Genomic DNA, 22,818 nt, shown 5'->3' on the forward strand with positions numbered 1-22,818 from the left:
TTCCGGCTCAGGGCTTGTTGGCGATCAGCGAAATCACTTCGAAGTGCGGCGGGCGCTTTTCGCGGGTGACCGTTTCCAGGCTCGAGACCTGCAGGCCGGCCTTGTCGACGAACCTGCGCAGTTCCTTGTCGCTGAAGCCAAGGTTGACGTGGCCATAGGCCTCCACCGCCGCCTTGTGCTCATGACGGGCCAGGCTGCACAGTAGGAGGCGGCCTCCCGGGCGCAGCACGCGCGCGGCTTCGGTCACGGCCTGCGCCGGCTTGCTGGCATAGGTCAGCGCGTGCATCAGCACCACCAGGTCGAAGCTGCCGTCCTTGAACGGCAGGGCATGCATGTCACCTTCGCGGACTTCGACGTTGGGCAGGCGACGCAGCCGCTCGCTGGCCGCGGCGACCACTCGCGCGCTGGTGTCGATGCAGATGTAGCGCTTGGCATGCGGGGCCACCAGTTCGGCCAGCACGCCGTCGCCGGAGGCGATGTCCAGCACGTCGCCGGTTTCCAGCAGCGGCAGCGCGGTACGCGCCAGTGCCTCCCAGGTCCGTCCGGGAGAGTAGTGGCGTTCCATGTCGCCGGCCACGCTGTCGGCCCAGTTCTGGTCGGAAGCACGGTGGGCCAGAACCGCGGCCACGCGCTCGGCATCCTGGCGCAGCAGGGGGTCGTCGCTTCCGTTGCTCAAGGCATGCCACAATGCACGCTGCGCCGGGTCCAGCTGGGCCTCGTCGAAGCGGTAATAGGCCGACACGCCGGCGCGGCGGTCGCGAACCAGGCCGGCTTCCTTCAGTCGCGCCAGATGGGTGGACACGCGCGGCTGGGCCAGCCGGGTGATCGCCGACAGTTCGGCCACGGTCAGTTCCTCCTGCTCCAGCAGCGCCAGCAGGCGCACGCGGGTGGCATCGGCGAACACCTTCAGGCGGGTCGACCAGTCTTCAAGATCCATAAATATCTACCTATCGCGATATAGAGATATATTCGCTGAGAAGGCCTGCCGCGGTCAAGTCGCTGGCGTACGGGCCGTGCGCGGCCCATAACATCATGTACCCGGGAGGGTGTTGTGGATTTCAGCTTTACTGAAGAGCAGTTGATGTTGCAGGACGTGGCGCGGCGCATCGCGCAGGAAAAGATCGCCCCCAGCGCAGAGCACCATGACCGTACCGGCGAGTTCCCGCTGGACAACATCCGCCTGCTGGGCGAGAACGGCCTGATGGGTATCGAAGTGCCCACCGAATACGGTGGTGCGGGCATGGACCCGGTTGCGTACGTGCTGGCGATGGTGGAGGTCGCCGCCGCCGACGCAGCCCATTCGACCATCATGTCGGTCAACAATTCGCTGTTCTGCAACGGCATCCTCACCCACGGTACCGAAGCGCAGAAGCAGACCTACGTGCGTGCGATCGCCGAGGGCGAGGCCATTGGCGCGTTCGCGCTGACCGAGCCGCAGTCGGGTTCGGACGCTACCGCCATGCGCTGCCGCGCGGTGAAGCAGGCCGATGGCACCTTTGTGATCAACGGCAAGAAGAGCTGGATCACCTCCGGCCCGGTGGCCAAGTACATCGTGCTGTTCGCGATGAGTGAGCCGGACAAGGGCGCGCGCGGCATCACCGCCTTCATCATCGATACCGACAAGGCGGGTTTCGGTCGCGGCAAGACCGAGCCGAAGCTGGGCATCCGTGCCTCGGCCACCTGCGAGATCGAGTTCAACGACTACGTAGCGCAGCCTGAGGATGTGCTGGGCCAGGAAGGCGAGGGCTTCAAGATCGCCATGAGCGTGCTTGATGCTGGCCGTATCGGCATCGCCTCGCAGGCCATCGGCATCGCCCGTGCCGCCTATGAAGCGACCCTGGAGTACGTGAAGGAGCGCAAGGCGTTCGGTGCGGCCATCGGTACCTTCCAGATGACCCAGGCCAAGATTGCCGACATGAAGTGCAAGCTGGATGCGGCGTTGCTGCTGACCCTGCGCGCGGCGTGGGTGAAAGGCCAGGGCAAGCGCTTCAGCACCGAAGCGGCGGTGGCCAAGCTGACCGCTTCTGAAGCCGCGATGTGGATCACCCACCAGGCGGTGCAGATCCATGGTGGCATGGGCTATTCAAAGGAAATGCCGCTGGAGCGCTACTTCCGTGATGCCAAGATCACCGAGATCTATGAAGGCACCTCGGAAATCCAGCGCCTGGTGATCGCCCGCAACGAGACCGGGCTGCGCTGAGTGGCAAGGGCCGCGCCACTGCAACGGTGGCGCGGCCAGTAGATCCGCGCCACGCGTGGATGCGCCGTGCTCTTGGCCGAACGATGCCGGATCTGTTCCAATGCAGGCCGTTTCCATACGGTCTGCACAGATGATCTATCGTGGTTGGGGAATCCTGACACTGGTCACGCCGATCGCAGCGATCCTGCTGCTGGCGTATTTCTTCCCGCACGCAGGCCCCAGGGGCAACATCCCGCTCTCGCAGGTGTTGCTGGGTGCCGGAATTGGCGCGGCGGTGAACGTGCTGCTGGGCCTGTGGCTCAACCGTGCACCCCGGCAGAAGGGTGAAGTCGTGCCCCATCATTTCTTCTTCGTGCCGATGCAGTGGGCCGCGCTGGTTCTGGTGGCAGTGTGCATAGTGGTTGCGCTGCTGCGCTGAGACGTTGCCCTGGAGAGCGCCAACCGAGGTTGGCGGCTACCGGGCATGCCGTTGCTCTGGTGGATGCCAACCTTCGGGCATGTCCTTGCTCTGGTAGATGCCAACCTTGGTTGGCATGGATTCAAAAGCGGCAAGAAAAAAGGCCCCGGATCGCTCCGGGGCCTTTCTCGTTTCAGCTCACGACCAGATCAACGATCCGGACGGTGTGCAGCATCCGCGTCCCGCTGGCGTTCCATGAACTCCTTCGACGGTTCATCCAGCTTGTCGCCCAGCATGCGGCGCACGACCACGAAGAACACCGGGATCATCAGCAGGCCGAGCAGGGTGGCGAACAGCATGCCGCCGATCACGCCGGTACCGATGGCGTGGCGGGAGTTGGCGCCGGCGCCGGTGGAGATCGCCATCGGGATCACGCCCATGATGAACGCAAACGAGGTCATCAGGATCGGGCGGAAACGCAGGCGGGCCGCCTCGATCGTGGCATCGCGCAGGTTCTTGCCGGCTGCACGCTGCTCCACCGCGAACTCCACGATCAGGATCGCGTTCTTCGCCGCCAGGCCGATCACGGTGATCAGGCCGATCTTGAAGAACAGATCGTTGGGCAGGCCACGCAGCATCGACAGGCCCAGTGCACCCAGCACGCCCAGCGGCACCACCAGCAGCACAGCCACCGGGATCGACCAGCTTTCATACAGCGCGGCCAGGCACAGGAACACCACCACGATGGACAGCACCAGCAGCAGGGTCGCGGCGTTGCCGGCCAGGATTTCCTGGTAGGACATGCCGGACCAGTCGTAGCCGAAGCCGGCCGGCAGGTCGTCGTTGACGATGCCTTCCATGGTCTGCATCGCTTCACCCGAGCTGGTGCCCGGCGCCTGCGAACCGACGATGTTGATCGCCGAGTAGCCGTTGTAACGGCTCAGCGACGGCGGCGCCGACACCCATTCGGACTTGACCACCGTGTTGAGCGGGATCATCGCGTTGGTGCCGTCGGCATTGGTGGTCAGGCTGGACGGGCTGTAGAAGCTCTTCAGCGACTCCTGGCCGGTGCGGTAGGGACCATCGGCCTGCATGGTCACCCGCTTGATGCGGCCTTCGTAGAAGAAGTCGTTGACGTACACCGGGGCCAGCATCAGCTGGATGGTGCTGTACACGTCCGACACCGACATGCCCATCGACTGCGCCTGCACGCGGTCCACGTGCAGCTGGAGCTGCGGTGCGTTTTCCAGGCCGTTCGGGCGTACGCCGACCAGGTGGTCCGGCTTCTGCGCGGCCTGGCCGAGCAGGATGTTGCGGGCCTGGGTCAGCTGCTCGTAACCGGCACCGCTACGGTCCTGCAGCCACATGTCGAAACCACCGAACTGGCCAAGGCCCTGCACGGTGGGCAGGTTGACCACGAAGATCTGCGCTTCCTTGATGCCGTAGAACGCGCCGTTCATGTTCTGGATGAACTCCGGCGCGGTGAACTTGCGTTCCTCCCACGGCTTCAGGCGGATGAAGCCCATGCCCACGTTCTCGCCGGAACCGACGAAGCTGAAACCGGCGACCTGCAGCATGCCTTCATAACCATCCTGCTTTTCCAGGATGCCACGCATCTGCGCGAACACTTCGTTGGTCTGGCCCTTGGTCGAGCCCGGCGGCAGCTGCACGATCGCCAGCGCATAGCCCTGGTCTTCTTCCGGCAGGAAGCTGCCCGGCATGCGGGTGAACAGGAAGCCGCACAGTGCGGTCAGCACCACGAACAGGATCATCCAACGCGGCGCATGGCGCACCGCCGAGGTGATGTGGCCCACATAGGTGTGGCTGATCTTGTCGTAGTACTTGTTGAAGGTGCGGTAGACGATGTTCGGGTTGTCGTTGTGCGTCGGCTTCAGGAAGGTCGCGCACAGCGCCGGGGTGAAGCCCAGCGCCAGGAACGCCGAGAATGCCATCGAAATGGCGATGGTCAGCGCGAACTGCTTGTAGATCTCACCGGCCGCGCCGCCCTGCAGGGCGGACGGAATGAACACCGCGGCCAGCACGACGGTGATCGCCACCACCGCGCCGGTGATCTGGGTCATCGCCTTCTGCGTGGCCGGCTTCGGCGCCAGGCCTTCCTCGGTCATGATGCGTTCGACGTTCTCGATCACTACGATCGCGTCATCGACCACGATGCCGATCGCCAGCACCATCGCGAACAGGGTCAGCTGGTTGATCGTGAAGCCGATCATCCACATGCCCAGGAAGGTACCGAGCAGGGCAACCGGAATGACCAGGGTCGGGATCAGGGTGGCGCGGAAGTTCTGCAGGAAGATCAGCATCACCAGGAACACGAGGAACACCGCCTCGAACAGGGTCTTGACCACTTCCTGGATCGAGATCTTGACGAAGGTGGTGCTGTCGTACGGCGAGAACCAGGTGACGCCGGCCGGGAAGCTGGGCTGCAGTTCGTCCATCTTGGCGCGCACCGCATCGGCCACGTTCAGGGCGTTGGCGCCCGGCAGCAGCTGGATGGCGAAGGCACCGGTCGGCTTGCCGTTGTACTGGGTATCGAAGCCGTAGTTGTTGGCACCGAAGGCAACGCGGGCGATGTCCTTCAGCAGCACGCGCGAGCCATCAGCATTGGCGCGCAGGATGATGTTCTCGAACTCCTGCGGCGAGCTGAAGCGGCCTTCGGCCGAGACCGTGGCGGTGAAGTGCTGGCCTTCCGGCGACGGGTCCGAACCCAGCGCACCGGCAGCGAACTGCACGTTCTGCGCACGCACCGCTGCCAGCACCTGGCTGGCCGACAGGCCGTAGCCCTGCATCTTTTCCGGGTTCAGCCAGATGTTCATGGCGTACTCGGAACCGAACTGCTGGGTGCTGCCGACGCCGGGGATACGCGAGACCTGGTCGAGCACGCGCGAACCGACGATGTCGTTCAGGGCATCACGGTTGATGGCCGGCGTATCGGACTGCAGCGCGATCACCATCAGGAAGCCGGCGTTGGCCTTGGCCACCACCACGCCCTGCTGGGTCACTTCCGATGGCAGTCGGGGCGTGGCCAGCGAGACCTTGTTCTGCACCTGCACCTGGGCGATGTCCGGATCGGTACCGGTCTCGAAGGTCAGCGTGATCTGCGCACGGCCGTTGGAGGCGGACGAGGAACTGAAATACAGCAGGTGATCGATACCGGTCAGCTGCTGCTCGATCACCTGGGTGACCGATTTTTCAGTGGTGTCCGCACTGGCGCCCGGGTAAGTGGCCGAGACGGTCACCTGTGGCGGGGCGATGTTGGGATAGGACTCCACGCCCAGGTTGAGGATCGCGATCACGCCGCTGAGCGAGATCAGGATCGCAACCACCCAGGCGAAGACTGGATGTTCGATGAAAAATTTAGGCATGACGGAAGGTTCCCGTTACTGCTTGTTCGAATCGGTGACGGCGGGCTTGGCCGCATCGGCCTGCTCGGGCTTGGCTGCGTCGGCCGGTGCCTTGCCTGCGGCCGGTGCCGCGCCCGCAGGAGCGGCGCCGCCCGCGGCAGGCTTGCCGTTGGCGTCCTGCCCCGGGGTCCACGGCTTGGCCACCGCCGGTGCACCTTCCTTGACCTTCTGCACGCCGGCCACGATCACCTTGTCACCGGCGGCCAGGCCGTCGCTGACCAGCCAGTTGCCGTTCTGTGCGCCATCGGTCTTCACATTCTTGCGCACGACCTTGCCGTCGGCGCCGACCACCATCACGTAGCCGCCGGTGGTGTCTCGCAGCAGGGCCTGCTGCGGCACCAGGAAGGCGTTGTTGCGCTCGCCCAGGTTGGCCTGGAAGCTGACGAAGGCACCGGGCAGCAGGATCTGCTGCGGGTTCGGCAGCAGCGCACGCAGCGACACCGCGCCGGTGGCCGGATCGACCGTGGTCGAAGAGAAGTCCAGCGTGCCCGGCTCGCTGTAGGTGCTGCCATCGGCCAGCTTCACGGCCACCGTGGCCTTGCCGTCGCCGGACAGCGCCAGCGCGCCCTTGGCCTGCTGCGCACGCAGCTGGGTCAGCTCATCCACGCTGAGCGAGAAGTTCACATACAGCGGGTCGAGCTGGTCGACGGTGGTCAGCAGGGTCACATCGCCCTGGCCGACCAGCGCGCCCTCGGTGACCTGCTGCTTGTTGGCCACGCCACTGATCGGCGCAGTCACCTCGGCGTAGCCCAGGTTGATCCGCGAGGAGGTCACTGCCGCTTCGGCCTGCTTGACCGCAGCCAGCGCGGTACGTTCGGCCGATTCGGCGTTGTCCAGGTCGGACTTGGAGACGAACTGCTGCGGCGCCAGGGAGCGGGCGCGATCAGCGGCCACCTTGGCATTGGCGTAGGTGGCGCGGGCCGAGGCCAGCTGTGCTTCGGAGGCGTTGAGCGAGGCGCGCAGCGGCGCCGGGTCGATCAGGAACAGGGTCTGGCCCTGCTTCACCTGCGAGCCTTCCTGGTAGACGCGCTTGAGCAGCACGCCCGGCACGCGCGCGCGGACGTCGGCGCTGCGGAACGGCGACAGGCGGCCGACCAGCTCGCGCTGCAGCGGCAGGGTCTGCGGCTTGGCGTCGATCACGCCCACCTCCGGCGGCGGGGGCATCTGCTGTTCCGGCTTCTTGCAGGCAGCCAGCGCGACAGCAACGGCGCACGTCAAGGCAAGGGTGCGGAGTGGGGCGGTCATCAGGAGGAACTCCGGGGTTGGTTTGTAGGAGGGGCCGGCAACGGCTGTGGCGCGAATGCGCGCAGGAAGCTGTCGACGGAGAACTCTGCCCAGCGCCGACGCAGCAGCGCGTCATCACGATGGGGGGTATGGAAGCGCTGTTTGTCGAAATCCTGACCGGCGATCATGCTCAGCAGCAGTTCGGCCATGAAGTGCGGGTCGTCATGCCGGAGCTGGCCACGCATGCAAACGGTTTCAATCCATTCAGCAAGATGAAGCGTCAGCGCGCCGGCGCCATGCCGGTACAGCGTACGCGCCTCTTCGGGAAACTGGGCCGCGTCGGCAGCGATCAGCCGGCAGGCCTGTCCTACGTGCGGTTGGTTGAAATGCTCCAGGAAGTCGGTGGCGAACTGGAGCAGGCTGGCACGCAGGTCGTCAGTGCGGAGTGCACGGACCATGGCGCCAGTGGCGTGGCCGACATGGCGCTGCATCACCCGGCGCAACAGATCCTGCTTGCTGCCATAGCGCGAGTACAGGGTCTGCTTGGAGCAGCCGGCGTGCTGGGCCACCGCCTCCATGCTCATCTGCATGCCCTGCTGGGCCAGCAGTTCGCGTACGGCGTCGAACACACGCTCATCGCGTGCATCGAGGGCAACGGGTAGGTAAGCCGGGTTCACGCGGTGGACTATACCGTCCAGTTCAGGATTGTGGAATCGCATCGGCGTCGCCGCGTGTGTCTTCCGGTAACACGTTTTGCCGATCCTGTCGGCAGTGCTGAAACAGGTGCCAGCACCGTACCGGTGCGAACTGAATAGGCGTCTAAACCGCAGCAAACCCGAATCTGCTTATTCCGTCCTGCAGCAAGGCCTTTTCGTGCGGTAGGGCTACAATTTCATTTTCCCAACTGAGCAAGCGCATCGCTCTGCCATGAAACCGCAAAAAACCGCAGCCAAGACCGTGAAAAACAAGACCAAACCAGCAGAGTCGGAGGTCGCAGTGACCGCTGGTTTCTCCCTGGAGCCGGTGTACACGGCATTGCGCAAGCGCTACCCCGCGGCCGCACAGGCCGAAGCAGTGGCCTTCGCCACTGACTTCTACAAGCGCATGGAGTCGGACGAGTTCCCGCACCACAGCGCTGAAGAGTGGGCCGCTCTCGCGGCTGAGACGCTGGAATTCGCCCGTGCCCGCAAGGCCGGCAAGGCCAACGTCCGCGTGTTCAATCCGACCGCGAAGGCCAATGGTTGGGAATCGCCGCACACCGTGCTGCAGATCGTCAACGACGACATGCCGTTCCTCGTCGATACCGTCACCATGTCGCTGGCCGAACAGGGCGTGGGCGTCCACGTGCTGGGCCACCCGGTGCTGCGTTTCACCCGCGACAAGGCCGGCAAGCTGGTCAAGGTCGGCGAGGGTGATGCCGAGTCGGTGATGCTGCTGGAGATCGACCGCCAGCCGGCCGAAGCCATGGCCGCCATCGAACAGGCCATCAACAAGGCGCTGGACGAAGTGCGCGCGATCGTGCGCGACTGGCAGCCGATGAAGGACAAGGCGCTGGCACTGGCCGACGACCTGGGCAAGCGCCAGCTGCCGGTCGACGATGCCTCGCGCAAGGAAGCACAGGAATTCCTGCGCTGGGCCGCCGACAACCACTTCACCTTCTTCGGCTACCGCGAGTACCGCGTCGAGAAGCAGGGCAAGGAAGAGGTGCTGGCGCCGCTGAACGACACCGGCCTGGGCCTGATGCGCGGCAAGGACAAGTCCGCCGCCCGTCCGGTCAAGACGCTGGCCGCGCAGGGCCTGAACACCACGTCCGGTTTGAAGGATGCGCTGATCCTGACCAAGACCAATGCCCGTTCGCGCGTGCACCGCGCCGGCTACATGGACTACATCGGCGTGCTGGAGTTCGACGCCAAGGGCAAGATCATCGGCGAGCAGCGTTTCCTCGGCCTGTTCACCTCCAGCGCCTACAACCGCCGCCCGTGGGAAATCCCGCTGGTGCGCCAGCGCCACGAGCACGTGATGAAGCAGTCCGGGCTGGCCCCGGCCAGCCACAGTGGCAAGGCCCTGCGCCATATCCTGGAAACCCTGCCGCGCGAAGAACTGTTCCAGTCCAGCGAGGACGAACTGTTCCGCACCGCGATGGGCGTGCTGGGCCTGCAGGAACGCGTGCGCAGCCGCCTGTTCCTGCGGCGCGACAAATACAGCCGTTTCATCTCCGCGCTGGTCTACCTGCCGCGCGAGCGCTTCAACACCGACGTGCGCCTGCGCATCGAAGCGATGCTGAAGGACGCGCTGCACGGCGAGTTCGTCGACAGCTCGGTGGTGCTGGGCGAATCGCCGCTGGCGCAGGTGCACCTGATCGTGCGCCCGAAGCCGGGTGAAATGCTCGACGTCGATACCGCCGAACTGGAGCAGAAGCTGGCCCAGGTGCTGCGCAACTGGCAGGACGACCTGCGCGAAGCGCTGGTGAGCCGCCACGGCGAGACCGAAGGCCTGCGCATCGCCGCCCGCATCGGCAAGGCGCTGCCGGCCGGCTACATCGAAGACAACAGCACCGCGGTTGCCGCCAACGATGTCAGCCAGCTCGACGCCCTGACCGGCCCGGACGACCTGCGCCTCAGCCTGCAGGCCGTGCCGCGCGAAAGCGGCGATGGCCTGCGCCTGAAGCTGTATCGCCAGCTCGACGACATTCCGCTGTCGGACGCGCTGCCGATGATGGAAAACATGGGCCTGCGGGTGATCGCCGAGCGTCCGTACCGCCTGTCGGTCGACAACGCGCCGGTGTATGTGCAGGACTTCGAGGTCGAATCGACCGCCGGTGCGATCGATGCCGCCAGCGTCGATGAAGCCTTCGGCGAGACCTTCGCCCGCGTCTGGCACGGCGATGCCGAGAACGACGGCTTCAACCGCCTGGTGCTGGCCGCTGGCCTGCACTGGCGCCAGGTCGCGATGCTGCGTGGCTACTGCAAGTACCTGCTGCAGACCGGCGTGCCGTTCTCGCAGGCCTACGTGGAAGGCACCTTCGCGCGCTACCCGCTGCTGGCCCGCCTTCTGGTCGAACTGTTCGAAGCGCGCTTCGATCCGGCCACCGGTCATGAAAGCAAGGAAGACATCGCCGCTGGCCAGGCCCAGCTGAAGGCCCACCTCGATGTGCTGGCTGCCGGCGACGAGGCCACCCTGAAGGTGCTCAAGACCGTGGTCGACGCCCGCAAGGGTGACCGCGATGCGCAGATGCAGGCCGCGCGCGATGCGCTGCTGAAGCTGATGGACCGCGTGTCCAGCCTGGACGAGGACCGCATCCTGCGCTCGTTCATGGGCGTGATCGACGCGACCCTGCGCACCAGCTACTACCAGACCGATGCCAACGGCCAGCACGGCCATGTCATCAGCTTCAAGTTCGATTCGGCGCTGGTGCCGGACCTGCCGAAGCCGCGTCCGTACCGCGAAATCTTCGTCTACGGCCCGCGCGTGGAAGGTACCCACCTGCGCTTCGGCGCCGTGGCCCGTGGCGGCCTGCGCTGGTCGGATCGTCGCGAAGACTTCCGCACCGAGGTGCTGGGCCTGGTCAAGGCGCAGATGGTCAAGAACACCGTCATCGTCCCGGTCGGCGCCAAGGGCGGCTTCTTCGCCAAGACCCCGCCGGTGAACGGCGACCGTGATGCGGTGTTCGCCAACGGCGTGGCCTGCTACAAGCTGTTCATCCAGGGCCTGCTGGACATCACCGACAACATCGTCAACAACAAGATCGTGCCGCCGGTGGATGTCGTGCGCCACGACATGGACGATCCGTACCTGGTGGTGGCGGCCGACAAGGGCACCGCGACCTTCTCCGACATCGCCAACGGCCTGGCCATCGCGCACGGCTTCTGGATGGGCGATGCGTTCGCTTCCGGCGGTTCGGTCGGCTACGACCACAAGGGCATGGGCATCACCGCACGCGGTGCGTGGGAGTCGGTCAAGCGCCACTTCCGTGCGCTGGGCCGTGACAGCCAGACCCAGGACTTCACCGCGGTCGGTGTCGGCGACATGTCCGGCGACGTGTTCGGCAACGGCATGCTGTTGTCGCGCCACATCCGCCTGGTCGCTGCCTTCGATCACCGCCACATCTTCCTGGACCCGAACCCGGATGCGGCCACCACGTTCGTCGAACGTGAGCGCCTGTTCACCGTGCCGCGTTCGAGCTGGGCGGACTACGACGCCAAGCTGATCAGCAAGGGCGGCGGCGTCTATCCGCGCAGCCTGAAGTCGATCGAGATCACCCCGCAGGTGCGCGAAGCGCTGGGCCTGGACGAAAACGTCAAGGCGCTGTCGCCGAACGATCTGATGAGCGCGATCCTGAAGGCGCCGGTCGACCTGCTGTGGAACGGCGGCATCGGTACCTACGTCAAGGCCGCCAGCGAGCAGCACAGCGATGTCGGCGACCGCGCCAACAACGCGCTGCGCGTGAACGGTGGCGAGCTGCGCTGCAAGGTGGTGGGCGAGGGCGGCAACCTTGGCATGACCCAGCTGGGCCGCATCGAAGCCGCCCAGGCCGGCGTGCTGCTCAACACCGACTTCATCGACAACTCGGCCGGCGTGGACACCTCCGACCACGAAGTCAACATCAAGATCCTGCTCAACGATGTGGTGCGGGCCAAGAAGCTGACCGTCGAGCAGCGCAACAAGCTGCTGGCCTCGATGACCGATGAAGTCGCCGAGCTGGTGCTGAACGACAACTACCGCCAGAACCAGGCGCTGAGCCTGATGGAGCGGATGGCGGTCAAGCGCCTGGGTTCCAAGCAGCACTTCATCCGTACCCTGGAACAGCAGGGCCTGCTGGATCGCCAGATCGAGTTCCTGCCGTCCGACGCCGAGCTGTCGCAGCGCAAGGCACGCGGCCAGGGCCTGACCCGTCCGGAGCTGTCGGTGCTGCTGTCCTACTCCAAGCTGGTGGCGTTCGCTCAGCTGCTGGATTCGGACATCCCGGAAGATCCGTACCTGTCCAAGGAACTGCAGCGTTACTTCCCGACCCCGCTGCAGAAGAAGTACGCCGACGCGATGGAGCGTCACCGCCTGAAGCGCGAAATCATCGCCACGGCCGTGACCAACCAGACCATCAACCGCATGGGCGCCACCTTCCTGATGCGCATGCAGGAAGACACCGGCCGCTCCATCGCCGAGGTCGCCAAGGCCTACACCATCAGCCGCGAAACGCTGGATGCACGCGCGCTGTGGGCGCAGATCGATGCCCTCGACGGCAAGGTGCCGGAGTCGGTGCAGATCGACGCACTGGAAGTGATCTGGAAGCTGCAGCGTTCGTTCGTGCGCTGGCTGCTGTCGCGCCCGGGCGCGATGCCGGGCATCACCGAAGCGGTCAACCGCTACCAGGGCCCGTTCAACGACATCCGCGTTGCTTCGGGCGTGCTGCCGGATTCGCAGCGTCCGACCTACGAAGCCCTGGTGGCGGAGTGGAAGGAAAAGGGCCTGCCGTCCGCGCTGGCGCAGCAGCTGGCCGAACTGCACTTCCTGGAGCCGGCATTCGACATCATCGAACTGGCCCGCACCCGCAAGCTGAAGCCGGTGGACGTGTCCAAGGTCCACTTCCGCCTGGGCGATGCCCTGCAGCTGCCGTGGCTGTTCGAGCAGGTCGACGCGCTGGAGGTCAACGGCCGTTGGCATGCCGTGGCACGTGGCGTGTTGCGTGACGAACTGGCGGCCAATCACCGCAACCTGGCCGGCCAGGTGCTCGGCACCAAGGGCGGCAGCGCGGAGGCCAAGGTCGCAGCCTGGATGGGCCGTGACGACAACAGCCTGCGCTTCACCCTGGCGATGCTGGCCGAACTGGCAGAGCAGAAGACCCTGGACTACCCGACCGTCTCGGTCGCGGTGCAGCGTCTGGGCCAGCTGGCGGCACACGGCGCGTAAGTGAAGTAGTGCCAGGCCACGCCTGGCATGAGTAGAACAGAGCGGCCCCGCGAGAGCGGGGCCGCTCTGTTTCAGCCCTTGACCTTTGCGACCAGCTGACCCGACGCCCGCCGTGAACCTGCCAGGTGGATGACCCGCATATCCGCTGGGACCGTGAGCGCCATGGATGGCGCGATCGAGCCCCCAGGGATGGGTTTACGGCGTGTCCCGGCGGATATGCCGGTCATCCGCCCCACGGGCTCCAACTCCCGGCGCTCGGTTATGCTCTCCATCAAACCTCCCCGGATCCACCGATGAGCGACACCCCCCGCATCGCTTTCCTGGCCAGCACCACCGAGCCCGCGCAGATGGCCCGCGCGGCCATGGTCTCGCGCTATGGCGACTACGCGCCCGAGCAGGCCGACGTGCTGTGCCCGCTGGGCGGTGATGGCTTCATGCTGCAGACCCTGCATCGGCATGGGCACCTGGGCAAGCCGGTGTTCGGCATGAAGCTGGGCACGGTCGGTTTCCTGATGAACCAGTACCGCGGCGACGAAGACGTGCATGCCCGCATCGCCCGCGCCGAGCCGGCCCATCTGCGCCCGCTGGAAATGGTGGCGCTGACCGAGTCCGGTACCAGTACCGGTTCGCTGGCCTACAACGATGTTTCGCTGCTGCGCCAGACCCGGCAGGCCGCGCATATCGGCATCGACCTGAACGGCCAGGAGCGCGTGGCCGAACTGATCGGTGACGGCGTGCTGGTGGCCACCCCGGCCGGCAGCACCGCCTACAACTATTCCGCGCATGGCCCGGTGCTGCCGCTGGGTTCGCACACCATCGCGCTGACGCCGTTGGCCCCTTACCGGCCAAGGCGCTGGCGCGGGGCCATCCTCAAGGCCGACACCGAAGTGCGCTTCCGGGTGCTCGATCCGTACAAGCGCCCGGTCAGCGTGACCGCCGATTCGCACGAGACCCGCGATGTGGTCGAAGTGACCATCCGCGAGTCGAAAGACCGCCGCGTGACCCTGCTGTTCGACCCGGAGCACAACCTGGAAGACCGGATCCTGAGCGAACAGTTCGTTTTTTGAGGACAATGGGCGGCCGACCGTGCCGAACGCTTGAAGGACCCCCACCGATGGGCGACAACTCCCCCCGTTTGCTGACCGTCGCGGTGACCTCGCGCGCGCTGTTCGATCTGGAAGAAAGCCACGCGCTGTTCGAGAGCGATGGCGTGGCGGCGTATGCCGAATTCCAGCGCCAGCACGAGGACGACATCCTCGGCCCCGGCGTGGCGTTTCCGGTGGTACGCAAGCTGCTGGCATTGAACCAGGGCGCCAGCCCGGAGAATCCGCGGGTCGAGGTGATCCTGCTGTCGCGCAACTCGGCCGATACCGGCCTGCGCATCTTCAATTCGATCCAGCACTACGGCCTGGGCATCATCCGGGCTACGTTCACCGCTGGCGAGCCGACCTGGCCGTACGTGAAGCCGTTCGGCACCGATCTGTTCCTGTCGGCCAATCCGGAGTCGGTACGCAGTGCGCTGCGCCACGGGATCGCGGCGGCGACCATCCTGCCCAAGCCGCCGGGTGAAACCGCTGCTGCGGCGGCTGACCAGATCGATACCGGTCGCCCGGCCGGGCAGCTGCGCATCGCCTTCGACGGTGACGCGGTGATCTTCGGTGACGAAAGCGAGCGCATCTCGCGCGAGCAGGGCGTGGAGGCGTTTGGCCGGCACGAGCGCGAACGCGCCCGCGAGCCACTCAGTGGTGGACCGTTCCGCGGCTTCCTGTCGGCCCTGCATACGTTGCAGGAGGTATTCCCGGCCGGCGAAAGCGCGCCGATCCGCACCGCATTGGTGACCGCGCGCTCGGCACCGGCGCACGAGCGGGTGATCCGCACCCTGCGTGAGTGGGGCGTGCGCCTGGACGAAGCGCTGTTCCTCGGTGGTCGCCACAAGGGACCGTTCCTGCACGCATTCGGAGCCGACATCTTCTTCGACGATTCGCAGCACAACATCGACAGTGCGCGCGAACACGTGGCCGCTGGCCACGTACCACATGGCGTCGCCAACGAGGGGTAGGGCCTGGTGGCTGCCAACCCTAGTTGGCGCCGATGCATGGCACTGCCAACCAAGGTTGGCACCCACCGGGGCACTGTGCTCTGGTAGTTGCCAACCTTGGTTGGCACTGCCGTCAGGCCACGGGTCCGATCAAGGGTTACCGGACATCCCCAACTGCAGATCCACCACCTTCCAGCGCAGGCCCTGCGGTTCCAGCACCACCTTCAACGGCGGCTGGCCGGCGCCGCGATCGACGTCGATCACGAAGCGGTCCAGCGCTTCAAAGTGATGCTCGGCGTTCTTCAACGGCCGTGCCGGTTCGGTCGCGCCGAACGCATCGCCGCCCTGCAGTTCATTGCGGCCGCGCTTCCACAGCACGTGGCCCTGCAGCATCGCGCCGATGCCCGTCGGGGTCACCATGGTCTCCACCGCTGCACCGCCGAGCTGGTCGCCCAGGCCGTAGAGCAGGGCACCGAACGGGCTGGCCGCTATATCCGGGCCTGCCTGGCGCACCAGATAGTCGTTGAGCTGTGCGCGCAGGCTGCCGCGCACGCGCGGGAAATCGACGTAGCGCTCCAGTCGCACCGTGTCACGTTCTTCAATGGCCTGGGACAGGCCGTGCACGGTCATGTAGGGGCCGCCGAACCACCACGCGGCCAAGGCCAGGACCAGCAGCACAGCCAGTGCAGTGAGTTTCTTCATGCTGTCCAGACTGCCGCAAGTGAGGCAGCCAGTGGTGAACGGCAGGTGATGCGGCTCAGAACTCCAGGTCCAGTGCCGCGCACAGGTAGTCGACGAACGGGCCGAGCCCAGCCAGGTCCTTGCCCAGCGTGGACAGCAGGCGCGGGCCGGTCATGGTGGCATCGTCCAGCGAGCGCCACATCACCCAGTTGCGGTGCTTGAGGTCGTCAATGAACTCGAAATCGGCCGGGAAGCCACGTGGCGGGCGCACCAGCTTCTCGCTCTCCTCGAAATCGAAGCGCTTGCGCAGCGCCGGGGCATGCGCGGCGGCCTTCCAGCTGCCCGGGTTGTCGAGAATGAAGTGGCGCACGCGGCGCTGCGTCTCGGGTTCTGGATGCCACAGGCCAGCGCCGACGAAGCTCTCGCCGGGCTGCAGGTGCACGTAGAAGGAGGGCGCGGCCACTTCACGGCGGCGCTCATGGAACAGGCGGGCACCCTGCCAGGTCTTGTACGGCGACTTGTCTTTGGAAAAACGCGCGTCGCGATGGATGCGGAACAGCGAGCCACCGACGCCGCGGGTATCGGCGCGGAAGTGCTCGCTGACCTCGGCCAGGGCCGGCTGCAGGTCGCCCAGCAGGCGCAGGAACGGCTGCCGCACGTGGTCTTCGTACTGCTGGCGGTGATCGTTGAACCAGGCCTTGTCGTTGTGCCGCGCAAGGCCGCGCAGGAACTTGAAGCTGGCGTCAGAGAAATAAGTGCTCACAGCGTCTCCTGCAGGTGCTGGCCCCAATCGCGCAGCGATTGCAGCAGCGCCTGGCGCCGGGTGTCATCGGGCGCTTCGGCGGCCAGTGCATCCAGCTGCTGCTGGTACTGGGGCAGGGTGAGTTCGCCCAGGCCGCCGTCTCCGAGCAGGCGCTGGCGGCGGTAATCCTGCCAGCGCTGGCGTTCAGCCGGCGCGAGGCTGTCGGGATGGTTGCGCGCGCGGTAGCGGAACAGCAGCTCGGGCAGGCGCGGGTCACGGAAGCGGCTTTCCAGCGCGGCCAGCTGATCCGGCGCGGTGGTACGGGCCAGGGCCAGCAGCGGTTTGTCACCGTTGCCCAGGAATCCGTCGTACAGCGATGCATCGACATCGGCCACGGTGGCCACGCGCGGCTGGTTGTAGACCTGGCGCGCCTTCTCCGCCAGCTGTGGGGCGAATTCGCGCAGGCGCTCGATCTTGGCGTCGATGGCCGCCACGTCCAGGCCCAGGCGCTGGTGGTCGTCGGCACGCAGGTGGTTCCAGGCGATCAGCGCCGGCACCTTGTTCAGGTGCACCTCCTTCAGCGGCACCCGTGCAACGCCCTCGGGCAGCTCGCTGGCGCGCATGTACAGGCGCTGTGCGATCACATCGGCTGGTAGTGCCAGCAGGTCGTCGATGTCGCCGTCGAGGTCGAACACGATCACCCGGTTGTTGATGGTCGGGTGCACCGCCAGCGGCAGCACCGGCGCCGCGCACAGGCGGCTGGCCGGGTAGCGCATGGAAATGTGCAGCACCGGCTTCATCGCGGTTACATCCAGCAGGCTGCCTACGAAACGCTTGTCGCGCAGCTTCAGGGCGTAGTCCCACAGGCGCGGCTGCGACTGCTTGAACAGCCGTGCCATGCCGATCGTGGCGCGCACGTCGGACAGCGCTTCGTGCGCATCACCCTCGCGCACGTTGTTGGCTTCGGCCAGGTGCTCGAGCTTGAACGAGGTGGCACCGTCCTCGCGCAGCGGCCACTGGATGCCGTCCGGACGCATCGCGCGCATCAGCCGCAGCATGTCCAGCAGGTCCCAGCGCGAATTGCCGTTGCGCCACTCGCGCTCGTACGGGTCATGGAAGTTGCGGAACAGGCCGTAGCGGACGAATTCATCGTCGAATCGCAGCGTGTTGTAGCCCAGTGCGCAGGTGCCGGGACGCGATAGCTGCTCGTTGATGCGGTCGAAGGCTTCGGCCTCGCTGATGCCCTCGGCCAGGGCCTGCTGCGGGGTGATGCCGGTGACCAGGGTGGCCATCGGCGAGGGCAGCAGATCGTCGGCCGGGCGCACGAAGAAGCTGACCGGGGTGTCGATCTCGTTCAGATCGGCGTCGGTACGGATCGCGGCGTACTGCGAGATGCGCGTGCGCCGCGGGTCCTGGCCGAAGGTTTCCAGGTCGTAGAACAGGAAGCTGTCAGCCATCAGTGCGCGCCCTCCAGGACCGGCAGCTGCGCATGGACCTGTGCTTCCAGTGCGGCCCAGTCGATGTTGTCCAGCGAATCGTGGCCGGCCGTGGCCGCCACCAGCATGTCGCGCTGAAGCTCGGTGCGGCGCATGGCTTCCGCGTACGGCGTGTGCAGGAAGGTGACCATCGTGTAATGCGGTACGAACCGGGTCGGCCAGCGCCGCTGCAGTTCCTGTTCCAGTTCGCGTTGCAGCAGGAACGCAGGATCAGCCACGCGGTCGCGCATTTCCAGATAGTTTTCCAGCGCCATCTGCTGGATTGCGCGTGCGTTCGGCTTGCGCTCGGCTTCGAAGGCTTGGAACGCGCCTTCCAGGTCGTCCGCTTCCATCAGATGGCGGGCCAGAGCCACGCAATCCTCGAATGCGCAGTTCATGCCTTGCCCGTGGAACGGCACCATCGCATGTGCGGCGTCGCCAATCAGGACCGCGCGGCCCTGCTGGTGCCAGCGATCAAGCGTCAGCGTGCCAAGCAGGCCGGGTGGGTGCTGTTCCCAGTCCGCGCGCAGGTTCGGGATCAGCGGCAGGGTATCGGCGAACTCGCGCGCGAACAGTGCTTCGGCCTGCGCGCCGGTGTTGACCGTGGCGAAGCTGGGATCACCCTGGTTGGGCAGGAACAGGGTGACGGTGAAGGTGCCTTCGTGGTTGGGCAGGGCGATGCACATGTAATGGCCACGCGGCCAGATATGCAGCGCGTTGCGCTCGATGCGGAAGCTGCCGTCGGCGGCCGGCGGAATTTCCAGCTCCTTGTAGGAGTGGTCGAGGAAGGCGATGTCCTCGCCCAGCGGCGCCCGCCGGTTCATCGCCGCGCGCAGCGCCGAGCCTGCACCATCGGCACCGATCAGGGTGTCGAAGCGGATGTCGTGCGGGCTGTCATCGCGGTCGTCGATGAAACGCGCGTAGCCGGCATCGAAATCGACGGTATGCAGGCGGCGGTGGAAGTGCACGGTCGCGCCAGCCTGTTCGGCGAGTTCCAGCAGCGTCGTGTTCAGGTCGCTGCGATGGATCGACCAGATTACTTCGCTGTCGTCGCGGCCGTAGCGTTGCAGCTGCGGTTCGCCTTCGCGCGGATGCACCATGCGCCCGCGCATCATTACCGCGCGCGCCATCACCTCGTCTTCCACTCCCGCTTGGCGCAGGGCGTTGCGCCCGCGTTCGGCCAGCGCCAGGTTGATCGAACGACCACTCTCGTAGTCGGCAATGCGCGGATCGCCGCGGCGTTCGTACAGGGTGATGCGCCAGCCCTGCCGTGACAGCAGGATGGCCAGCAGGGACCCGGCGAGGCCGGCACCGATAATGCTCAACGAGCGGGAAGCGTGTGCGATCAACGAACTGTCCAGCAGTAGGGGAGGGGCCGGCTCAGAGGCCGGCCCAGGCTTCCACTTCCTCGACGAAGTGGTGCACGTCCAGGTAGCGGTTGTAGAGCGGGGTAGGCGAGATGCGGATCACGTCCGGCTCGCGCCAGTCGCCGAGCACGCCGATGCTGCGCAGGTGTTCAAACAGTGCGCGTCCGCGCTCGCGCCCACCGATCACGCGCAATGACAGCTGGCAGCCGCGACGCTGCGGCTCGGCCGGAGTGATGATGTCGAGCACGCCGGACAGGCGTGCGCGTACAAGCGCTTCGAGCATGCCGGTCAGTGCCAGTGATTTGCCGCGCAGCGCGTCCATTCCGGCACGCTCGAACAGGTCCAGCGAGGCGCGCAGCGGCGCCAGGCCGAGAATCGGCGGATTGCTCAGCTGCCAGCCTTCGGCACCGATGGCGGGGGTGAACTGCGGTGCCATCTGGAAGCGGGTGGATTCCTCATGGCCCCACCAGCCGGCAAAGCGCGGCAGCGTGGTGTCGCGGTGATGGCGCTCGTGCACGAACGCGCCGGCCACCGCACCCGGGCCGCTGTTGAGGTATTTGTAGTGGCACCACACTGCGAAGTCGGGTGCGATGTCATGCAGGCGCAGCGGCAGGTTGCCCACCGAGTGCGCCAGGTCGAAGCCGATGCGCGCGCCCTGCAGGCGGGCAGCACGGGTGATGGCATCAAGGTCGAAGGCCTGGCCGGTGCGGTACTGCACGCCAGGCCACAGCACCAGCGCCAGGCGCTGGCCGTGTTCGGCGATGGCGCGCTCGATCGCAGTGAGCGAGATCGTTCCGTTGGCTTCGTCCGGCTGCACTTCCACCAGGCACTCGGCCGGGTCGAACCCATGGAAACGGATCTGCGCTTCCACCGCGTGGCGGTCGGTCGGGAACGCACCGGCTTCCATCAGGATCACCGGGCGCTGCGCGGTCGGCCGGTAGAAGCTGACCATCATCAGGTGCAGGTTCACGCTCAGCGTGTTCATCGCCACCACTTCGCTGGGCAGTGCACCGACCACGCGGGCCAGCTGCGCGCTCACCAGGCGGTGGTAGGACAGCCACTGGGTAGGACCGGTGAAGTGGCCTTCCACCGCCAGATCCCCCCACTGCTTCATCACTTCCTGCACCGCGGCCTGGGCGCCGCGCGGCTGCAGGCCCAGCGAGTTGCCGACGAAGTAGGTCTGCTCGCCGCCGCCATGGCGCGGAATCAGGAATTCGTTACGCAGCGGACGCAGCGGATCGGCGGCGTCCAGGGCAATGGCGTGGGTGCGGCTGAGCAGGTCGGACATGGTCGGGCAACAGGCTGCAACGGGGCTGCCAGTGTAGCGCCTGGGATGGTGGGACCGACGCCCGGAATGCCTGCGTGCCGCTCTTGCTGTAGAGCCGAGCCCGTGCTCGGCTTCGGTGCCCGGCGGCCGAGCATGGGCTCGGCTCTACAGGGGCAGGTGCTCAGCCCGCTGCAGGCGCCGGCAGCGGATCCACGTGCCCGCACTGGCTGCAGGTACGCAGCTCCAGGCTGTCGTGGTAACGCGCGAACACCTTCGGCAGGTCGGTTTCGATGTTCTGCAGCGTGAAGAACTCTTCGTGCAGCTTGTGGTTGCAGCGCTCGCAGTGCCAGATCACGCCGTCCATCTCATGCGGCAGGCGCTTGCGTTCGACCACCAGGCCGACCCCGCCGGGCGGGCGCCGCGGCGAGTGCGGCACCTTGGCCGGCAGCAGGAAGATCTCGCCGGCGCGGATCGGAATGTCGCGCACCGCGCCGTCTTCCTGGACCTTCAGCACCATCTCGCCCTCAAGCTGGTAGAACCACTCCGGGCCTTCGTCGTAGTGGTAGTCGGTGCGCGAGTTCGGCCCGCCCACCACCATCACGATGAAGTCGCCGTTGTCGATCATCTTGTTGCCCACCGGCGGCTTCAGCAGGTGGCGATGTTCTTCGATCCAGGCGTGCAGGTTGATCGGCGAGGCGAGCATGGTCGTGGTCCGTAGGGAGGTCAGTCGCGCCGGCCCTGGCGCGGAACATAGGACAGCGCCTTTTCATAGGCCGGCTTCAGCTCTTCCGGCGCACCGACGTCGATGCCCATTTCGCTCACGCGGCCGTTCTTCAGGCTGTAGACCCAGCCGTGCACCATCAGCTTCTGGCCGCGCGCCCAGGCGTCCTCGACGATGGTCGAACGGCACAGGTTGGCGACCTGCTCGATCACGTTCAGTTCGCACAGGCGCGCGTGCTTCAGCTCGTCATCCTCGATCGCATCGAGGATGCCCTGGTGCTTCTGCACGACATCGCCGACATGGCGCAGCCAGTTGTCGGCCAGGCCGACGCGGGTGTTGTGCAGGCAGGCATGCACGCCGCCGCATCCGTAGTGGCCGACGATCAGGATGTGCTTCACCTTCAGCTGGTCCACTGCGTACTGCACCACGCTCAGGCAGTTCAGGTCGCTGTGTGCCACCACGTTGGCGACGTTGCGATGCACGAAGACTTCGCCCGGGGCCATGCCGATGATCTGGTTGGCAGGTACGCGCGAGTCTGAGCAGCCGATCCACAGGTACTCCGGATGCTGCTGCTTGGACAGCTGCTGGAAGAAGTCAGGGTCTTCCTTGGCGATGCGATCGGCCCAGTCGCGGTTGTTCTGCAGCAGGCGGTGGATGTCTTTCATGTGCGGTATCCCTGGCGTCGGGTGGGGGCAAGGCGCGGCCGTTCTGATCGCGCTTTCGCGGGAATCTGAGGTGATCAGCCGTCGGTAGCGGCCTGTTCACGGTGCCAGCGCATCCACTGCGCCAGCTCATGGGAAGAAGGGGTGCCCAGTGCGTCCAGCGCGGTGATCACCGCCTGCTGGTTGGCGTCGGGATGGTTCTGGCTGAGTTTCAGCTTCAGCTGCACCTGTTCAACCTGGAAGCGGAAGCCGACGATGGCGCGGAGCTCCGGGCCATGCTCGGCGCGCGTGGCATCGAACTGCCACGCCTGCCCGACACTGGCTTCGAAACGGTCGCTGATCGCGCCGACCAGTCCGGCCAGCGCATCGGTGTCGTCGAAGGTCTGCAGCTGGCCACGCAGCTCGGCGGCGGCGTAGTTCCAGGTCGGCACCCGCGCGGCAGGCTCCTTGTCCGGATACCAGCTGGCCGAGACGTAGCCATGCGGGCCGTCGACCAGCACCTTGGCCGCACCGTTGTGGCGCGACTGCGGGTTGGCGCGGGCCCAGTGGCCGCGCAGCTCGATCTGCTGTCCGTCACGGTGGTACAGCACCGGCATCCGGGTCAGTTCCGGCAGGCCGTCGCTGCCGGTCGTGAGCACGGTGACGAACGGGTCACGCGCCAGCAGGCGGTCCAGCCAGAGCAGGTCGGTCTCGGCGAAGGCGCGCGGGGTGAACATGC

17 protein-coding genes are annotated in these 22,818 nt (G+C 66.2%); 5 read left to right on the forward strand and 12 right to left on the reverse strand.

Features of this window, described 5'->3' with window-relative positions; translation table 11 throughout:
* Window positions 1-7 precede the first annotated feature (7 nt).
* On the reverse strand, window positions 8-937 hold the full coding sequence (locus tag AASM09_RS08100) for an ArsR/SmtB family transcription factor (protein ID WP_010480432.1): 930 nt from the start codon (window positions 935-937) through the stop codon (window positions 8-10).
* Window positions 938-1,051: 114 nt separating this feature from the next.
* On the opposite strand from AASM09_RS08100, the gene AASM09_RS08105 reads away from it, so the two are divergent.
* Entirely contained in the window at window positions 1,052-2,200 is a 1,149-nt protein-coding gene (locus AASM09_RS08105; protein ID WP_049428349.1) for an acyl-CoA dehydrogenase family protein, read from the forward strand.
* Window positions 2,201-2,330: 130 nt separating this feature from the next.
* Window positions 2,331-2,618 (forward strand): hypothetical protein, encoded by a 288-nt coding sequence (locus AASM09_RS08110; protein ID WP_049428351.1) that lies wholly within the window; start codon window positions 2,331-2,333, stop codon window positions 2,616-2,618.
* Window positions 2,619-2,806: 188 nt separating this feature from the next.
* Here AASM09_RS08110 and AASM09_RS08115 read toward each other — a convergent pair whose 3' ends face one another.
* From AASM09_RS08115 to AASM09_RS08125, 3 genes are read right to left on the reverse strand one after another with little or no spacing between them, the layout of a single operon-like run.
* On the reverse strand, window positions 2,807-5,980 hold the full coding sequence (locus AASM09_RS08115; RefSeq protein ID WP_049428353.1) for a multidrug efflux RND transporter permease subunit: 3,174 nt from the start codon (window positions 5,978-5,980) through the stop codon (window positions 2,807-2,809).
* 15 nt (window positions 5,981-5,995) lie between these two features.
* Window positions 5,996-7,264, reverse strand: coding sequence for an efflux RND transporter periplasmic adaptor subunit (locus AASM09_RS08120; RefSeq protein ID WP_049428355.1), 1,269 nt, complete (start codon window positions 7,262-7,264; stop codon window positions 5,996-5,998).
* Window positions 7,264-7,920, reverse strand: a complete 657-nt coding sequence (locus AASM09_RS08125) for a TetR/AcrR family transcriptional regulator (protein ID WP_049428357.1) — start codon at window positions 7,918-7,920, stop codon at window positions 7,264-7,266. The genes AASM09_RS08120 and AASM09_RS08125 overlap by 1 nt, the downstream gene beginning before the upstream one ends.
* Window positions 7,921-8,170: 250 nt before the next feature.
* Here AASM09_RS08125 and AASM09_RS08130 point away from each other — a divergent pair, with 250 nt between their 5' ends.
* The 3 genes from AASM09_RS08130 (at window position 8,171) to AASM09_RS08140 (ending at window position 15,206) form a co-directional block, all read left to right on the forward strand.
* Entirely contained in the window at window positions 8,171-13,147 is a 4,977-nt protein-coding gene (locus tag AASM09_RS08130; RefSeq protein ID WP_049428359.1) for an NAD-glutamate dehydrogenase, read from the forward strand.
* Window positions 13,148-13,440: 293 nt separating this feature from the next.
* Window positions 13,441-14,214 carry an NAD kinase gene (locus tag AASM09_RS08135; RefSeq protein ID WP_049428363.1) on the forward strand — a complete coding sequence of 258 codons (774 nt, stop codon included), beginning with the start codon at window positions 13,441-13,443 and terminating at the stop codon, window positions 14,212-14,214.
* Window positions 14,215-14,261: 47 nt separating this feature from the next.
* Entirely contained in the window at window positions 14,262-15,206 is a 945-nt protein-coding gene (locus tag AASM09_RS08140; protein ID WP_049428365.1) for a 5'-nucleotidase, read from the forward strand.
* Between the two features lie 129 nt (window positions 15,207-15,335).
* On the opposite strand, the gene AASM09_RS08145 is transcribed toward AASM09_RS08140, so the two are convergent.
* From AASM09_RS08145 to AASM09_RS08180, 8 genes are all read right to left on the reverse strand, one after another.
* Window positions 15,336-15,887, reverse strand: coding sequence for a DUF2939 domain-containing protein (locus AASM09_RS08145; protein ID WP_049428367.1), 552 nt, complete (start codon window positions 15,885-15,887; stop codon window positions 15,336-15,338).
* A gap of 55 nt (window positions 15,888-15,942) precedes the next feature.
* The gene (locus AASM09_RS08150; RefSeq protein WP_049428369.1) at window positions 15,943-16,629 is read right to left on the reverse strand and encodes a DUF2461 domain-containing protein; all 687 of its coding nucleotides are present in this window, start codon (window positions 16,627-16,629) and stop codon (window positions 15,943-15,945) included.
* Entirely contained in the window at window positions 16,626-18,065 is a 1,440-nt protein-coding gene (gene sbcB / locus AASM09_RS08155; protein ID WP_049428371.1) for an exodeoxyribonuclease I, read from the reverse strand. Before sbcB ends, AASM09_RS08150 begins: the two co-directional genes overlap by 4 nt.
* On the reverse strand, window positions 18,065-19,432 hold the full coding sequence (locus AASM09_RS08160) for an FAD-dependent oxidoreductase (protein ID WP_049428373.1): 1,368 nt from the start codon (window positions 19,430-19,432) through the stop codon (window positions 18,065-18,067). The genes sbcB and AASM09_RS08160 overlap by 1 nt, the downstream gene beginning before the upstream one ends.
* Before the next feature lie 31 nt (window positions 19,433-19,463).
* A complete protein-coding gene (gene kynU, locus AASM09_RS08165) occupies window positions 19,464-20,738 on the reverse strand; it encodes a kynureninase (RefSeq protein ID WP_049428375.1) in 1,275 nt (424 codons plus the stop codon).
* 160 nt (window positions 20,739-20,898) lie between these two features.
* A complete protein-coding gene (locus AASM09_RS08170; protein WP_049428376.1) occupies window positions 20,899-21,420 on the reverse strand; it encodes a 3-hydroxyanthranilate 3,4-dioxygenase in 522 nt (173 codons plus the stop codon).
* Window positions 21,421-21,440: 20 nt separating this feature from the next.
* The gene (can, locus tag AASM09_RS08175) at window positions 21,441-22,103 is read right to left on the reverse strand and encodes a carbonate dehydratase (RefSeq protein ID WP_049428379.1); all 663 of its coding nucleotides are present in this window, start codon (window positions 22,101-22,103) and stop codon (window positions 21,441-21,443) included.
* Between the two features lie 74 nt (window positions 22,104-22,177).
* Window positions 22,178-22,816 carry an FMN-binding negative transcriptional regulator gene (locus AASM09_RS08180; protein ID WP_049428380.1) on the reverse strand — a complete coding sequence of 213 codons (639 nt, stop codon included), beginning with the start codon at window positions 22,814-22,816 and terminating at the stop codon, window positions 22,178-22,180.
* Window positions 22,817-22,818 lie beyond the last annotated feature (2 nt).

It is taken from the genome of Stenotrophomonas maltophilia (assembly GCF_039555535.1).
GTDB classification, from domain to species: domain Bacteria; phylum Pseudomonadota; class Gammaproteobacteria; order Xanthomonadales; family Xanthomonadaceae; genus Stenotrophomonas; species Stenotrophomonas maltophilia_Q.

What these genes read in the sequence shown, in the direction of transcription:
- AASM09_RS08100 (WP_010480432.1), bottom strand. Translation starts at nt 937, where the DNA reads ATGGATCTTGAAGACTGGTCGACCCGCCTGAAGGTGTTCGCCGATGCC.
- AASM09_RS08110 (WP_049428351.1), top strand. Translation starts at nt 2,331, where the DNA reads ATGATCTATCGTGGTTGGGGAATCCTGACACTGGTCACGCCGATCGCA.
- AASM09_RS08115 (WP_049428353.1), bottom strand. Translation starts at nt 5,980, where the DNA reads ATGCCTAAATTTTTCATCGAACATCCAGTCTTCGCCTGGGTGGTTGCG.
- AASM09_RS08120 (WP_049428355.1), bottom strand. Translation starts at nt 7,264, where the DNA reads ATGACCGCCCCACTCCGCACCCTTGCCTTGACGTGCGCCGTTGCTGTC.
- AASM09_RS08130 (WP_049428359.1), top strand. Translation starts at nt 8,171, where the DNA reads ATGAAACCGCAAAAAACCGCAGCCAAGACCGTGAAAAACAAGACCAAA.
- AASM09_RS08135 (WP_049428363.1), top strand. Translation starts at nt 13,441, where the DNA reads ATGAGCGACACCCCCCGCATCGCTTTCCTGGCCAGCACCACCGAGCCC.
- AASM09_RS08140 (WP_049428365.1), top strand. Translation starts at nt 14,262, where the DNA reads ATGGGCGACAACTCCCCCCGTTTGCTGACCGTCGCGGTGACCTCGCGC.
- AASM09_RS08145 (WP_049428367.1), bottom strand. Translation starts at nt 15,887, where the DNA reads ATGAAGAAACTCACTGCACTGGCTGTGCTGCTGGTCCTGGCCTTGGCC.
- sbcB (WP_049428371.1), bottom strand. Translation starts at nt 18,065, where the DNA reads ATGGCTGACAGCTTCCTGTTCTACGACCTGGAAACCTTCGGCCAGGAC.
- kynU (WP_049428375.1), bottom strand. Translation starts at nt 20,738, where the DNA reads ATGTCCGACCTGCTCAGCCGCACCCACGCCATTGCCCTGGACGCCGCC.
- AASM09_RS08170 (WP_049428376.1), bottom strand. Translation starts at nt 21,420, where the DNA reads ATGCTCGCCTCGCCGATCAACCTGCACGCCTGGATCGAAGAACATCGC.
- can (WP_049428379.1), bottom strand. Translation starts at nt 22,103, where the DNA reads ATGAAAGACATCCACCGCCTGCTGCAGAACAACCGCGACTGGGCCGAT.
- AASM09_RS08180 (WP_049428380.1), bottom strand. Translation starts at nt 22,816, where the DNA reads ATGTTCACCCCGCGCGCCTTCGCCGAGACCGACCTGCTCTGGCTGGAC.